The 14482-nt window shown below is 73.2% G+C and carries 12 protein-coding genes and 1 pseudogene; 10 read left to right on the top strand and 3 right to left on the bottom strand.

Annotated features, from left to right (window positions below; translation table 11 throughout):
- The first annotated feature begins 208 nt into the window (after positions 1-208).
- The 9 genes and pseudogenes from rpmH to TK50_RS01530 all read left to right on the top strand — a co-directional run.
- Positions 209-346 carry a 50S ribosomal protein L34 gene (gene rpmH, locus TK50_RS01565; protein WP_013736606.1) on the top strand — a complete coding sequence of 46 codons (138 nt, stop codon included), beginning with the start codon at positions 209-211 and terminating at the stop codon, positions 344-346.
- Positions 347-382: 36 nt separating this feature from the next.
- Positions 383-799, top strand: a complete 417-nt coding sequence (gene rnpA / locus TK50_RS01560) for a ribonuclease P protein component (protein ID WP_043961004.1) — start codon at positions 383-385, stop codon at positions 797-799.
- Positions 796-1083 (top strand): membrane protein insertion efficiency factor YidD, encoded by a 288-nt coding sequence (yidD, locus tag TK50_RS32645; protein ID WP_077935362.1) that lies wholly within the window; start codon positions 796-798, stop codon positions 1081-1083. Before rnpA ends, yidD begins: the two co-directional genes overlap by 4 nt.
- Positions 1084-1086: 3 nt before the next feature.
- Entirely contained in the window at positions 1087-2070 is a 984-nt protein-coding gene (yidC, locus tag TK50_RS01555; protein WP_043961003.1) for a membrane protein insertase YidC, read from the top strand.
- Positions 2071-2283: 213 nt separating this feature from the next.
- Positions 2284-2877: a Jag family protein gene (locus TK50_RS01550; RefSeq protein WP_043961002.1), complete on the top strand. Its 594-nt coding sequence runs from the start codon at positions 2284-2286 to the stop codon at positions 2875-2877.
- Between the two features lie 202 nt (positions 2878-3079).
- On the top strand, positions 3080-3793 hold the full coding sequence (gene rsmG / locus TK50_RS01545) for a 16S rRNA (guanine(527)-N(7))-methyltransferase RsmG (RefSeq protein ID WP_043963641.1): 714 nt from the start codon (positions 3080-3082) through the stop codon (positions 3791-3793).
- 263 nt (positions 3794-4056) lie between these two features.
- The gene (locus TK50_RS35355; protein WP_082106118.1) at positions 4057-5400 is read left to right on the top strand and encodes a ParA family protein; all 1344 of its coding nucleotides are present in this window, start codon (positions 4057-4059) and stop codon (positions 5398-5400) included.
- 27 nt (positions 5401-5427) lie between these two features.
- Complete coding sequence (locus TK50_RS01535) at positions 5428-6456, top strand: ParB/RepB/Spo0J family partition protein (RefSeq protein ID WP_043960999.1); 1029 nt, start codon at positions 5428-5430, stop codon at positions 6454-6456.
- A gap of 2699 nt (positions 6457-9155) precedes the next feature.
- Positions 9156-9753, top strand: a pseudogene (locus tag TK50_RS01530) (hypothetical protein); the annotation flags it as partial.
- Positions 9754-9895: 142 nt separating this feature from the next.
- On the opposite strand, the gene TK50_RS01525 reads toward TK50_RS01530, so the two are convergent.
- Together TK50_RS01525 and TK50_RS01520 are read right to left on the bottom strand one after the other, a co-directional pair.
- Complete coding sequence (locus tag TK50_RS01525) at positions 9896-10894, bottom strand: D-alanine--D-alanine ligase family protein (protein ID WP_043960997.1); 999 nt, start codon at positions 10892-10894, stop codon at positions 9896-9898.
- A gap of 7 nt (positions 10895-10901) precedes the next feature.
- A complete protein-coding gene (locus TK50_RS01520) occupies positions 10902-12218 on the bottom strand; it encodes an aminotransferase-like domain-containing protein (RefSeq protein ID WP_043960994.1) in 1317 nt (438 codons plus the stop codon).
- A gap of 306 nt (positions 12219-12524) precedes the next feature.
- Here TK50_RS01520 and TK50_RS01515 point away from each other — a divergent pair, with 306 nt between their 5' ends.
- Positions 12525-13190 (top strand): hypothetical protein, encoded by a 666-nt coding sequence (locus TK50_RS01515; protein WP_043960993.1) that lies wholly within the window; start codon positions 12525-12527, stop codon positions 13188-13190.
- A gap of 82 nt (positions 13191-13272) precedes the next feature.
- Here the strand turns inward: TK50_RS01515 and TK50_RS01510 are convergent, their stop codons facing one another.
- A complete protein-coding gene (locus tag TK50_RS01510; RefSeq protein WP_043960992.1) occupies positions 13273-14442 on the bottom strand; it encodes an N-acetylmuramoyl-L-alanine amidase in 1170 nt (389 codons plus the stop codon).
- Between the last annotated feature and the right edge of the window lie 40 nt (positions 14443-14482).

Raw genomic sequence — 14482 nt, 5'->3', positions numbered from 1 at the left:
TCATTGCCCCTCTGCGTAGGCTGGAGCGGCTGCTCTGCCGCCCTCTGCTAGGGTGGTGCGTGCTTGCTGTCCGCGGTCGCCTCCCTCGCATCGCCGAGGTTCCGCGCCGCCGGGCAGCACCGATCGGGGGCCACCGCCGAGGTGGCCTGGACCACCACACGACCCCGGCGATCCCGCGCCCGGGGCGTACGAAAACGGAGAGCCTGACGTGAGCAAGCGCACCTACCAGCCGAACAACCGCCGGCGCGCGAAGACCCACGGCTTCCGGCTGCGTATGCGCACCCGGGCCGGACGCGCCATCATCTCGACCCGTCGCGCCAAGGGCCGCGCCCGCCTGTCGGCCTGAGGCCGACCGGGGCCGGTCCGGGGGACGTGGGCAGTCGTGCTGGCCGCCGCGCAACGACTGCGGCGCAGCAGTGACTTCGCCGCAGCGGTCCGGGCTGGTCGCCGGGCGGGCCGTGGCGTGCTCGTCGTCCACCTGACCCTGCCCGGCACACCGGGGACACCGACGGACGTCTCGCCGAAGCCGGCGCGGACCACCGCTGCGGAGCACACCTCCGCAGCGACCCGCGCCGGCTTCGTCGTGTCCAAGGCCGTCGGCCCCGCCGTCGTCCGCAACGTGGTCCGGCGTCGGCTGCGGCACCTGGTCCGCGAGCGGCTCGCGGCCCTGCCCGAGGGCAGCACCCTGGTCGTACGGGCACTCCCGGCCGCAGCCGAGGCGTCATTCTCCCGGCTGGGGGCCGACCTCGACGCGGCGATCGCCACAGCCCGCGCCCCCCGGGGGCGGCGGCCCCGATGAGCAGCGATTCCACGGCGTCGCCGTCGACGAGCTTGGGTGCCCGGGTGCTGACCGGCCCCATCGTCGCGTACCGTCGTTGGATAAGCCCGGCGCTGCCGGCCCGCTGTCGGTTCTACCCGTCGTGCAGTGCGTACGCCCTTGAGGCCGTGGCCCGGCACGGCGCGATTCGGGGGGCCGGTCTGACGGTCCGACGGTTGTTGCGCTGCCACCCCTTTCACCCTGGTGGACACGACCCGGTGCCCGAGCCGGGCGGTCGCCGCCGTGCCGAAGTGACTGGAGCCTGAGAATTGTTCAGTCTGGACTGGATCTACTACGCGATCTCGTGGATCCTGCTGACCTGGCACTCGGCCTGGGACGCCATCGGAGTACCGGTCGACGCGGTGATCGGGACGAACTGGGCCTGGATCCTGGCCATCGTCTTCCTGGTGGTCACCGTCCGGGTGATCCTGTTCCCGGTCTTCGTCAAGCAGATCAAGTCCCAGCGGGCCATGCAGGCGCTCCAGCCCAAGGTGAAGGAGCTCCAGGAGAAGCACAAGGGTGACCGGGAGACGCTCCAGAAGGAGATGATGGAGCTCTACCGGAAGGAAAAGGCCAACCCGCTCATGGGCTGCCTTCCGATGTTCCTCCAGATCCCGGTCTTCCTCGGCCTCTTCCACGTGCTGCGCCGCCTCGACCCGGCCAAGATCAATAAGACGCTCTACGGCTGGACGGTCGAGCAGTTCGACAGCGCCTCCAGCGCCAAGCTCTTCACCGCACCGATCGCCGGCAAGTTCGGCTCGACCGCCGACGAGCTGGCCCGCCTCGGGGCCAACGGCACCACCGTGAAGGTGATCGCCGGCATCCTGGTCCTGGTGATGATGGGCACCACCTACCTCACCAGCCGCCAGATGATCCTCAAGACCGGTTGGGCGGAGGACCCGCAGCAGAAGATGGTGCAGCGCCTGATGCTCTACGGCATCCCGCTGTCGCTGCTCGTCTCCGGCGCGATCTTCCCGATCGGTGTGATCATCTACTGGGTCACGAACAACCTGTTCACCCTCGGCCAGCAGCAGTGGGTGCTGCGCAAGTACCCGCCGCCGCCCACCCCGGGCCGCACCGGCGTCAAGTCCAACAGCCCGGTCCAGCCGGTGAAGACCGCCGGCCTGTTCGGCCGCAAGGCCGCCCCCGCTCCGGTCAAGCAGGCGCCGGCCACGCCGAAGGTCGCCGGCCCGAAGCCGGGTGCCAAGCCGGTCAACCCGAAGAAGAGCGGCCCGGCCAAGCGCCAGGGCTGACGCCTCCCCGCCCGCGCCGGCCGCCCGGCACGGGCGGGACCGGGCCCTGGCCGCCGCCCGTGGGGCAGCGCCGGGCCCGACCCACCGCGCGTAGCGCGGTCGCGGGCGACAGCCGCCCGTACAGACGTGCCCGTGGGCACCGGTGATCTCCCGCCGGCCCCCGGGGAACCAGCGGACCCGACGGTCCGGCCGAGCGAGTACGGAGATGAGACCGTGACCGAGACCAGCATCCCCAGCGCTGACCAGTCAGTGGACGAGGAGAGCACGCCGATCGAGGCCACCGACGACGACACCGAGGAGGAGGCCGAGACCGGGGCCGCTCCCCGGGAGAGGAAGGCGCCGGCCGAGAGCGAGCTGTTCCGGCAGAGCGAGATCGCCGCCGACTACGTCGAAGGGCTGCTCGACATCCTCGACTACGACGGGGACATCGACGAGCTGGTGTCCGGTGGCCGTCCGGTGGTCGAGGTCGTCGGCGGCCGACTGCAGAACCTGGTCGGGCAGCGCGGGGCCACCCTGGAGGCGCTCCAGGAGCTGGCCCGGCTGGCGGTGTTCCGGCAGACCGGGACTCCGAGCCGGCTGCTGCTCGACGTCGGCGGCTACCGCGCCACCCGGCGCAAGGAGCTCGCCGCCGTCGCCAAGAACGCGGTGGAGAAGGTCAAGGAGTACGGGGAGCCGGTGCGGCTCGAACCGATGTCCGCCTTCGAGCGCAAGTGCGTCCACGACGTCGTCAACGCGATGAGCGGCGTGGAGAGCGAGTCCGAGGGCGTCGAGCCGAACCGCCGCATCGTCGTCCGGCCCGCGGACTGACCGGGTGACCCACGACGACACCACGGCGGCAGCCGTGTCCGGCCCGGGTGGCACGCCGCCCGGGCCGTCGCCTGCCCGGCCCGGGTCGGCCGACGAAGCAGCGCCCGGCGTCGAGGCCGCGCCGCCCAGCGTGACGGCACCGGCCCTCGGGGACGACGCGCCCCGCCCGACCGGGGAAGCACCGGATCCGGCCGTCGCGACGCTGCCGCCGGAGCTGGCGGAGGCCGCCCGTGCCCTCTTCGGCGACCGGCTTGAACTCGCCGCCGCGTACGCGGAACTGCTCGCCACCGACGGGGTGGTCCGCGGCCTCATCGGGCCACGGGAGGCACCGCGGATCTGGGACCGGCACCTGCTCAACTGTGCCGCGGTGGCGGAACGGATCCCGCCGGACGCGTCGGTGCTCGACGTCGGCTCGGGTGCCGGCCTGCCCGGGCTGGTGTTGGCCATCGCGCGGCCCGACCTGACCGTCACCCTGGTCGAGCCGCTGGCCCGACGCACCTCGTTCCTCGTCGAGGTGGTCGAGAGTCTGGGGCTGGCGAAGACGGTCCGGGTCTTCCGGGGGCGGGCCGAGGAAGCGGCGACCGGCTCGACCGGGGTCGGCCCCTTCAGCGCGGACATCGTCACCGCTCGCGCCGTGGCACCGCTCGACCGCCTCGCCGCCTGGTGTCTCCCCCTGACCGTGCGCGGCGGGCGGCTGGTGGCGATGAAGGGCGCTTCCGCCGCCGACGAGATCGCGGAGCACGCCGAGGCCGTCGCCAAGTTGGGCGGGGGCGAGCCGACCGTGCAGCGCTGCGGGGTCGGTGTGATCGAGCCGCCGGCGACGGTGGTGGAGATCGTGCGCGAGCGGGTGGTGAACCAGCCCCGCGTCAAGTCGGCGGCGAAGCGCTCGCGCGGCGGGCGTCGCCGGGGCCGCTGACCGCCTTCGTCCCCTCGCGCCGGCTTCCCGCCGCAGGTCGGGTCGTTGATACGGGTGCGGGCACGCGCGGGCGGGAAATCCGGCGTGGACCGGCCGCGCCCGTCCGCCGTAGGCTGACCGCGCGTCGATAGTGTGGAGTGGACGGCATCTGACCCCGAGGGGGTCCCGGCCGCTCCCGCCGGGCCGTAGGCTCCGTGATGCGAACGAGCGTGGCCAAGACGACGGGGTGCGGGCCGACCATCCGGAGCGGGTAGGGATGACAGGTGCATGACGACGGCAGGTACGACGATCCACGGGTGAACGGTCGCGGAGAGCGGTCCGCAGCGGGCCCCGTTTCACGTGAAACCGACGAGCCCGGCTGGCCCGGCGACGCCTACGGGGCGGCGGCACACCCGATCGGCGGCGGCTCCGCTCCGCGCCGCGACGCCCCTGTCGCCGCCGGCACCGGCACCACCGCCCCCCGGGCGGAGGCGTCCGGGACGGTCTACGGCAGGGCCGGCCGCCCCGGCGTTCCGGCGGCCGACGGGTCCGACCCGGGGCTCTCCGCTCACTTCGAGTCGACACCCCGGCCTGCCGTCGTGCTCCCCCAGCAACCCGCACCGCACGTGGTGCCCGACGCGGCCCCGGGAGCCGCCGTTCCAGTCGACACGCCGGCACCGCCGGCCGGGGCCTATGGCACCGAACCGGCCGATGCCGCGTACGTTTCACGTGAAACCCCGACGCGCGAAGAGGATGACCCACCGTTGGCTATGGAGGCTATGCGCGCCGTGCAGATCCTTAATCCGAGTGGCGAGGTGACCATGCCGCGTCCGGAGCGGACCCGGGTGATGTGCGTCGCCAACCAGAAGGGCGGCGTGGGGAAGACCACGACCACGGTGAACCTGGCGGTGGCGCTCGCCCTGCACGGCAACCGGGTTCTCGTGGTCGACCTCGACCCGCAGGGCAACGCGTCGACCGGGCTGAACGTCCCGCACCACACCGGCGTGCCGGACGTCTACGACTGCCTGATCAACAGCGTCCCCCTGGAGGAGGTGGCCCAGGGCGTCGAGGGCATCCCCAACCTGTGGTGCGTACCGGCCACGATCGACCTCGCGGGCGCAGAGATCGAGCTGGTGTCCGTGGTGGCCCGTGAGTCGCGGCTGTCCCGGGCGATCGACGCCTACCCCGGCCACTTCGACTACGTCTTCATCGACTGCCCGCCGTCGCTGGGCCTGCTCACCGTCAACGCCCTGGTGGCCGCGCAGGAGGTGCTCATCCCCATCCAGTGCGAGTACTACGCGCTGGAAGGGCTGAACCAGCTGATCAACAACATCAACCTGGTCCGCAAGCACCTCAACCCCAGGCTCGACGTCTCCACCATCCTGCTCACCATGTACGACCGGCGCACCAGGCTGGCCGACGCGGTGGAGCAGGACGTCCGGAACCACTTCGGCGACAAGGTCCTGCAGGCGGTGATCCCCCGGAACGTCCGAGTCTCCGAGGCACCGAGCTACGGCCAGTCGGTCATGACCTACGATCCCGGTTCACGGGGGGCGACGAGTTACTTCGAGGCCGCCCAGGAGATCGCCGAGCGTGGGGTCAAGGAGCCGGTGAGCCGGAATGCGTAGTGCGGACAAGTCGCTGGGAGGCATCGTATGAAGAACCGTCCTCGGGGGGGTCTGGGTCGAGGGCTCGGGGCGCTGATCCCCACCGGCCCGGTCCAGCCCGTCGAGACGACGACGGCGATGCCCGAAGACGGCGAGGCGCCCGTCCCGGCCTCTGCACCGGCCCCGATGGCGGAGCCGGTTGACGTCGAGGCCCCTGTGGCCATGCCGCCGTCCGAGCCTCAACTCAGCCCGGTGCCCGGTGCCCGGTTCGCTGAGGTGCCGGTCGACGCGATCGTGCCCAACCCGAAGCAGCCCCGCCAGGTCTTCGACGAGGAGGCCCTGGAGGAACTGAAGACCTCCATCCAGGAGGTCGGCTTCCTCCAGCCGATCGTGGTGCGGGCACTCGACGGCGAGAAGTACGAACTCGTCATGGGCGAGCGCCGCTGGCGGGCCGCGCAGGCCGTCGGCCGGGAGAACATTCCCGCCATCGTCCGGGACACCCGCGACGACGCCATGCTCCGGGACGCGCTGCTGGAGAACATCCACCGGGCCAACCTCAACCCGCTGGAGGAGGCCGCCGCATACCAGCAACTGCTGGAGGAGTTCGGCGCGACCCACGAGGAGTTGGCCCGCCGGATCGGCCGGAGCCGCCCGCAGATCTCCAACACCATCCGGCTGCTGAACCTGCCCGCCCAGGTGCAGCGCCGCGTCGCCGCCGGGCTGCTCTCCGCCGGCCATGCCCGCGCGCTGCTGAGCCTGGACGAGGCGCAGGCGCAGGAGCAACTCGCGGCACGCATCGTCGCCGAGGGGCTCTCCGTCCGATCGACCGAGGAGATCGTCGCGCTCGCGCTGGTGGACGGGCCGGCGAAGGCCCCGGCCGCGAAGCGGCGGACCACTGCCCACGCCCCGGCCCTCACGGACCTCGCGGACCGGCTCTCCGACCGGTTCGACACCAGGGTGAAGGTGGACATCGGCCGGAGCAAGGGCAAGATCACCATCGAGTTCGCCACGGTCGACGACCTGGAACGGATCGTCGGCATCATCGGGGTCGGTCAAGAGGACACCTCCGAGGACTGACCTCCGCGCCTGCCCGCCGGCCGCGCCGTCCCACCCGGGCGACGCGGCCGGCGGCGTTTCGGGCTGCTGCCCGGGTGGTCCCGAGGGGCATCGCCTTCCGCTAGTCATCGCCCCATTTCGGTCGGCACGATGCGGCCCAGACTCCGTGAGGCGGTGCGGGGCCATCCACCTCCGTGCGCCGTGGTCGCCGACACGTTCCACGTGAAACCTCCCGGTCGTCGGTGGGCTGCCCGCCGTCGGAGGTGACCGCCAGGCGGGCTCGCCCCCTGGTGGTGGGAGGCGGGACACGTTTCGGCCGACGATCAGCTCCGGAGCTCCTCGCACACGCAGAAGACGTTGGCGGACAGGTAATGCCGAGCACGCGGGATCGGTGCCGTTGGCACGCGGGCTTGCCGCCGTCGGCTCGCGGGCTCGCCGCCCGCGCCGGCCGTGCGCGCCTCGAATGGGCTATGCGGGGCCGGCAGGGCCTACGCCTCCGCCAACTTGGGCCTCTCCCCGGCCGGGCATCCGATGGCGGTCACCGCCGACCTGGCGTCGTTGCTCGACATGTCGGCGACATGGCGGTATCCCGAGGCCCCGGATACCGCGATGTCGCCGACATGGTGGCGGGTGCCGGAGGGAGGAGGGCCGCCGGACGGAGGAGGGCCGCCGTGTCGACCCCGAGCTGCGTCGGTCCTCGGCGATCAGCCTGTAGACGGGTTCCACGTGAAACGAGGACATCCGCACGGACGCCACTCAGCACCATGCCCCGGCTCCAGGCTCTCGCCCCGTAAAGCCGCCGCAGACAGCGTCCGAGCCGGTCACCGAGGTTCGGCTCCCGCCGGCCGAATCCGCGTAACTCACCGCCTGGCCCGCCCGATGCCGCGAGTGTCCCGCCCACTGGTTCCACGTGAAACGGTCCTCCGTGTCGGGAGGTGGTGCCGTGCCGCGAGGCCTTCGGCAGCCGCAGTCCCGGCAAGGGGAGCGACGGCGGCGAGTTGGTGACGATGAGCCGCTCCACCTCGCTCGCGGTCTGTGGCTCGTGACGGCCGATGCCCGAGTAGCTGTGCTCGGTGATCCCCTCCGGCTCGCCCCCCGCCGGGGCGGCGAGGGAACGGCCCATCCCGGCCCCGTGCGGAGGCGAGCTGCCGCCCTGTTTCACGTGGAACCGGAAGCCGGGAAACCCTCGGCATCACCGGTGCCGACACGCAGCACGCCGACCCAGGGCCGCGTCCCGGGGCCGGCACCAGCCGCCGGCCGGAGCGCGTGGCTTCAGGAGCCATCGGACACGAAGGGACGTGGAAGCCGGGATCGGGAGGCCGGGGCGCGGAGAAGGCAGGACGCTCGGGGACACGCTCGGGACCGTCCGATCGGTGCCCCGCGGCCGGGAATGGCGGGCCCCGGACGTGCGCGGCGCGAGGCGGCTCCGGTGCCCCCTCTGGTCGGCGCAAGTACGGCCGGGCTCCGGCACCCCGGCCCTGAACCCGTAGCCCTTGTCGGGGACGCGGCCCCTCACGAGCGCGACCTGAGAGACCGGGGCAGGCCAAGGCTGTCGCCCGTGAAGCGGCGGCAGACCATCAGCTGGCCCTCACGCCATCGCAGGCTGCGATCCGACCCCATTGCACCCCGCTCGCCGGTTCGGACCTGCACGGCCTCCTCAGCGGGCTGGCCCGCTTTCTCCTGTGCGGTCGCGAAGCGACGAGTTGTTCGCCGCGCGCCAACGGCGATCTCCCCGCTCTCCCGTCCTCGGCGGTCCTCGGCGGTCCTCGAGCCTCGGGAGCCCGGCCGGCGGTCCTCGACCGGCCCGCGCTGCGCTCGGCGGTCCTCGACCGGCCCGTGTTGCGCTTGACGGTCGCCACTGCCCCGACGGCGTCGCTTGCCCCGACGGGTGCAGCAGCAGCCGCGACGGGTGCAGCAGCAGCCGCGACGGTCCAGCACCAAGGTCGGCACCAGCACGTCGCCCCGTCGCCGTTCGGCTGGATGCCCACGGGAGCCGGTCTTCGGCGGTCATGACGACCGCACCTTCCCGACGGGCTGCCGCCGCTTCGCCGCCCCGGTCGGCAGCGGGCACACCGACGGCACCACGCGGCTGCGCTGTGCGCGCCCGCGCCGAGATGACGGGAGGGTCGCGACCGGCGTCGGGTCGGTGGGAGTTGTGGAGCCCTTCGCCGATGGTCAGTTCCCCGTCATCCGGGGACGGTCACGTGGGAAGGGCCTCGGGAGCCCGGAGAGCCAGGGCGCGGCCATCTGCGGACGCCCGGCTGCGCCCCTCTGATGGCCTGTCCGACCCGCGCGGCACCAGGAGCAGGCGTCGCCCGGCCCGGAAGACGGCGGCAGATCGGCCCCATCTTCGGGCGCTCAGGCAGCGACCCGCAGGCCGCCGGCTCGTTAGGAACGAGGGAGACAAGAGGCTGTGCACAACCCTCGCCGAGAAGCGCGGAGTTATCCACAGCGGTTTTCCACAGCCCCACCCTGTTTCACGTGAAACCCCGCGTGAAACGCGTTGTCAGCCTGTGGACGACGGGCCGTGGCGACGGTCTCGACGGCCTGTGGATAACGTGTGGACAACGCTCGTGGACCGCGCGGGACGGCACTGCGCGGGGGTGCGGGACTCGCCCCGTCCGGCGACCGCGCGGGCCCGGTCCGAGGGGCCCGGCCGCCCTCGACGCTGGACGAATCAGGTAGGGACAGGGCCCGCTTGCTCGGCTAGGGTCAGCGTCGTGCACGACACCCCTCCCGCAGTCCCCGACTTCACCTCCTGGCCTTCCTTTCCCTTCGAGGGCGACCTCCGGGTCAAGCACCTTGAGGATCCCGTCCCGGTGGAACCCCCGCGCAAGGGCGAGGGCAACCGGGAGTGCACGGCCTGCGCCGCGCCCGACGACGCGTACATCTGGGTTGGCGAGCGGTGGCGTGTCCGCGCCATGGACCGGCCCACCGGGCTGCCGATGGTGCTGATCCTGGAGTCCCGCTCCCACCTCGACCTGGGCGACCTGCCCAATCTTCTCGCCGCCGAGCTGGGCGTGATGACGGTACGGCTGGAGAAGGCCATCCGGTCCCTCGACGGCGTCGCCCGCGTCCACGTGAACCGGTGGGGCGACGGATCGGCCCACCTGCACCTGTGGTTCCTCGCCCGGCCGTACGGGCGGCTCCAGTTGCGGGGCACGTTCCTGTCGCTGTGGGACTCCATCCTCCCGCCGATCTCCGAGCAGCAGTGGCGGGAGAACCTGGCCATGGTGGCCGCCTGGCTGGCTGAGTTCGGTGGCCGGCCGCTGGCCGAGCCGCCCCGAATCCAGTGGCAGGCGCCGTCGAGTATCGGCACCCAGTCGTCCTCCGACGCCGTGGGCGAGGACGACGGCGTCGGCGTGATCGAGGCCGCCGAGGAGATCCCGGAGCCGGCGGACGGGCCGACCGACGCCGCCCGGTAGCGGGGGCGGGTGGTCGGCCGCGTTGGAGGAGCCGGTCAGCCGCGCCGGGCGGCGGCCCGGGTCACCAGGGAGCCGATCAACCGGCCGAAGTCCAGCCCGGCGGCCTGGACGGCGAGCGGCAGCAGCGACGTCTCCGTCATGCCCGGCGAGACGTTGACCTCCAGCACGTGCGGCTGGCCGTCGGCGTCCACGATCAGGTCGACCCGGGACAGGTCGCGCAGCCCCAGCGCCGTGTGGGCCGCCACGGCGACGCGGGCCACCGTGTCGGCGACCTCCGGGTCGAGTCGCGCGGGGGTGTGCCAGGTGGTCCGGCCGGCGGTGTACCGGGCGGCGTAGTCGTACACGCCGTTGCGGGGCACGATCTCCACGGCGGGCAGCGCCTGCGGGCCCTCCCCGAGGTCGACCACCGACACCGCGACGTCCATGCCGGAGACGTACCGCTCGACCAGCGCCGTTGAGTGGTACGCGAAACAACCGACCATCGCGGCCGGCAGCGACGCGGCGTCCCGGACCACGGCGGCGCCCAGGCCGGAACCGCCCTGCGCCGGCTTCACCATCAGTGGCAGCCCGAGCCGGTCGACGATCCGGTCCAGCACCGCCACCGCCCCCAGCTCCGAGAAGCGGTCGTGCGGCAGGGCCACCCAGTCGGGGGTGGGCAGGCCAGCCTCGCGGAGCACCGCCTTCGCCGACGGCTTGTCCCAGGCGACGCGGGACGCCCGGGCGTCGCAGCCGACGTACGGGACGTCGCACAGGTCGAGCACGCCGCGCAGCGAACCGTCCTCGCCGGTCGCGCCGTGCAGGGCGATCACCACGGCATCCGGCGGGTCGGCGACCAGCGCCGGGAGCAGGGCCACGTCGGCGTCCCGCAGCTCCGCCTCCACCCCGACGGCGCGGAGCGCGTCCAGCACCCGGCGGCCGGAACGGAGCGAGACGTCCCGCTCGTAGGAGAGGCCACCGGCGAGCACCAGCACGTGCAGCTCGGTGGTGCTGTTGGGGGCGGTCACGGTGATTCGCTCGGCAGGGATCGCAGCCATGCCGGAATCATGCCAAGTCGGGTCCCGGGGTGTCCGCGCCGGCCTGCCCCCGCCGCGAACCGGGACGACCGACGGTGTTCCCGAAGACCCGGCGCATCGCGATCTCCTGCTCCATCACGCCGGCCAGCCGGCGCACGCCCTCCCGGATCCGCTCCGGCGTGGGGAAGGAGTAGTTGAGCCGCATGTTGCCGGTGCCGGTGCCGTCGGCGTAGAAGCCGGTGCCCGGCACGTACGCGACCCGGGCCGCGATCGAGCGCGGCACCATCGCCTTGGCGTCCAGGCCGTCGGGCAGGCTCGCCCAGACGAAGAGGCCGCCGGTAGGCCTGGTCCAGGTGGTGCCGGCCGGCATCAGGTCCTCCAGCGCGGCCAGCAGGGCGTCGCGGCGCTCCCGGTAGAGCTCCCGGTAGACCTTGAGCTGCTCGCGCCACGGCATCGTCCCCAGGTAGGTCGAGACGGCGGCCTGGGCGTACCCGCTGGGGCAGAGGATGTTCGCCTCGCTGGCGATGACCAGCTTGTCGCGGACCGCGTGCGGGGCCAGGATCCAGCCCACCCGCAGCCCCGGGGCGAAGGTCTTGGAGAAGGTGCTGAGGTAGAAGACGCCGTCGCGCCGCCGGGCCCGCAGCGGCCGCGGGGCGTCACCCTCGAAACCGAGCTGCCCGTACGGGTCGTCCTCGATCACCAGCAGGCCCGCGCGCTCGCAGATGTCGAGGACCCGTTCGCGTCGTTCCTCGCTGAGCGTCACGCCCATCGGGTTCTGGTACGTCGGGATGGTGTACAGGAACTTCACCCGCCGCCCGGCCCGGGCCAGCTCGGCGACCGCCGTCTCCAGCGCCTCCGGGATCAGCCCGTCGTCGTCCATCGGCACGTGCACGACCTGGGCCTGGGCGGCCTGGAACACCCCGAGCGCGCCGACGTAGGTCGGCCCCTCGGCGAGCACCACGTCACCCGGGTCCAGGAAGAGGCGGGCCACCAGGTCGAGGGCCTGCTGCCCGCCGACGGTCACCACCACGTCCTCCGGGGAGGCCCCGCACGACGCGTCGATGCCGGAGAAGGCCATCACCTCGCAGATCCGCTCGCGCAGCTCCAGGGAGCCCTGCCCGATGCCGTACTGGAGGGTGGTGACGCCGTGCTCGGAGCCGAGCCGGCCGAGCATCTCGCCCACCGCGTCCAGCGGCAGCGCGGCGATGTAGGGCGCGCCGCCGGCGAGGGAGACCACCTCGGGCCGGCTGGCCACTGCGAACAGGGCGCGGATCTCCGAGGCGGTCATGCCCCGGACGCGCCGGGCGTACCGGTCGGTGTAGTCGTCGAGCGTCGTGCCGGTCATGACATCACCTCGATCGCGTGTCGGGCGGCTCCCGCCCCCCGGGGGTACCCGGGACACCGCAGACCATGGCGGCACGGGACGCAGACCACCGATGGTAGTCCCTTCCCGCTCGGACGGGCCGATCGATTTGCCGGCCGTCCACATCCCGGACCGGCCCGGCGGCGCAACGGCAGGCCCGCATGGGCGCTGCGGGGTGTTTCGCGCGTCCCCTCCCGTACCGCCGTCCGGCGGCGTACGATCGCTCGTCGGAGGTACCGAAGGCGGCGGCGTCGTTCTCGCCTCCGAGCCTAAGGTGGGGATGCGCCGATGTCGCGACGTCTGGTCAGTTTGACCCTCGACACCCTGGAGGACCTGCCCCGGCCGTGCCGGCAGTGCGTCCACTGGGAGCTTGATCCGGTTTCGGCCGACCGGGCGTGTGCCGCCGGCGACCCGGGGCTGGAGAAGGAGGCCTGGGTCTCGCAGACGCTGCTGGAGTGGGGCTCCTGCGGCAAGCTCGCGTACGTCGACGGCATGCCCGCCGGGTTCGTCATGTACGCCCCGCCGGCCTACGTGCCCCGCTCGATGGCGTTCCCCACCTCACCCGTCTCCGCCGATGCGGCGCTGCTGATGACCGCGCACGTGGTCGCGCCCTTCGCCGGTGGCGGGCTCGGCCGGATGCTGGTGCAGGGCGTCGCCCGGGACCTCACGAAGCGTGGCATCAAGGCGATCGAGGCGTTCGGGGACGCGAAGTTCGGCGACGAGGGCGACCCGGCGGGCGGGTGCGTGGCCCCCGCCGACTTCTTCCTGTCGGTGGGCTTCAAGACGGTCCGCCCGCATCCCCGCTTTCCCCGGCTGCGGCTGGAGCTGCGCACCGCGCTGAGCTGGAAGTCCGACGTCGAGTACGCCCTGGAGAAGCTGCTCGGGTCGATGAGCCCCGAGACCCTGCTCCGGCCGGTCCGGCCCGCCCCGGCGACCCGCTCCACCGGCGGCTGACAGACCTGCCACCGACGCCCCCGCCGCCGTCGGGCACCGGCCCCGCACACGGGTGCCGGCCGTCCCGGGCCGGGCGGCTCAGTCAGTTCGCGCCCACCCGGCGACCTGCCGCGACCGCCGCGCGCAGCGCGCTGACGTCGATCGAGCCGGTGGGCACGTCCCGTTCGATCGGGAAGTACATGCGCTGGACGGCGGCGACGATCGCCTCGACCAGCCGGTCCCGGAACCGGGGGTCGACCAGCCGCCCCCGGTCGGTAGGCGACGTCAGGTAGCCCACCTCCACCCGCACCGCCGGCATCCGGGTCAGCCGCAGCAGCTCCCACGTCTTGGCGTGGGTACGGCAGTCCCGCAGGCCGGTGCGGGCCACGATCTCCCGCTGCACCAGCCCGGCCAGCCGCTCGCCCGTCGCGGAGGTGACCCCGTTGCCGGTGCCGTAGTGGTAGGTGGCCACCCCCTCCGCCTCCGGGTTGGCGTGCCCGTCGGTGTGCAGCGAGATGAACACGTCGGCACCGAGGGAGTTGGCCAGCTGCGCCCGCTCGGCGTCCGGCAGGCAGCTGTGCGGCGTCGGGCCCCGGGTGAGCTGCACCCGCACGCCCGCTGCCGCGAGCCGCCCCTCCAGCCGACTGGCCAGGTCGTGGACCAGGTCGGCCTCGGTCCAGCGCAGCGGGCCGTCCGGCACCACCACCCCGGGGTCGGTGCCGCCGTGCCCCGGGTCGATGACCACGGTCCGGCCGACGAGGGTCGGGCCGGCCTGTCGGATCGCGTCGGACTCGCGCAGCCACTGCGGCCGGCCGCCCACCACCTTCCGCCCCAGCCTGCGCAGCGTCCCCATGGTCTGCGGGCCGCAGGAGCCGTCCGGCTTGAGCCCCATCTCGCGCTGGAACTGGGCCACCGCCCGCGAGGTGCGTACGCCGTAGACGGCGTCGGCGCGTCCCACGTCGTACCCCATCTCCAGCAGGCGTTCCTGGAGCGACCGGACGTCCTCGCCGGTCAGCGGCTCCGGCACCGCGTGGTAGAGGGTGCGCGCGCCGAGCCGCCAGCGGGCGGCGTCCAGGGCGCGCCAGGTCTCCGCGCCGACCCGCCCGTCGACGCTGAGCCCCCGGGACTGCTGGAACGCCCGCACGGCGCGTTCGGTGTCGGCGTCGAACTCGTCGCCGGCCGAGGGTCCGGCCGCGAGCAGGTCGAGACCGGTCAGGACGGCGCGGATCTCGCGCACCGCCGGTCCACGGTCACCGGGTCGGATCGGACGCACGCTCGCCCCCTTCGCAGGGTCGCCGGCCGGCGGCTCCCGG

It is taken from the genome of Micromonospora haikouensis, from assembly GCF_000876225.1.
In the GTDB taxonomy this organism is placed as follows: Bacteria; Actinomycetota; Actinomycetes; order Mycobacteriales; family Micromonosporaceae; genus Micromonospora; species Micromonospora haikouensis.
The sequence above is the reverse complement of the archived record's forward strand: the minus strand, read 5'-3'. Positions and strand labels throughout refer to the sequence as shown.

Coding starts and splice junctions, on each gene's coding strand:
- yidD (WP_077935362.1), top strand. CDS start 796: ATGAGCAGCGATTCCACGGCGTCGCCGTCGACGAGCTTGGGTGCCCGG.
- TK50_RS01535 (WP_043960999.1), top strand. CDS start 5,428: ATGAAGAACCGTCCTCGGGGGGGTCTGGGTCGAGGGCTCGGGGCGCTG.
- TK50_RS01525 (WP_043960997.1), bottom strand. CDS start 10,894: ATGGCTGCGATCCCTGCCGAGCGAATCACCGTGACCGCCCCCAACAGC.
- TK50_RS01520 (WP_043960994.1), bottom strand. CDS start 12,218: ATGACCGGCACGACGCTCGACGACTACACCGACCGGTACGCCCGGCGC.
- TK50_RS01515 (WP_043960993.1), top strand. CDS start 12,525: ATGTCGCGACGTCTGGTCAGTTTGACCCTCGACACCCTGGAGGACCTG.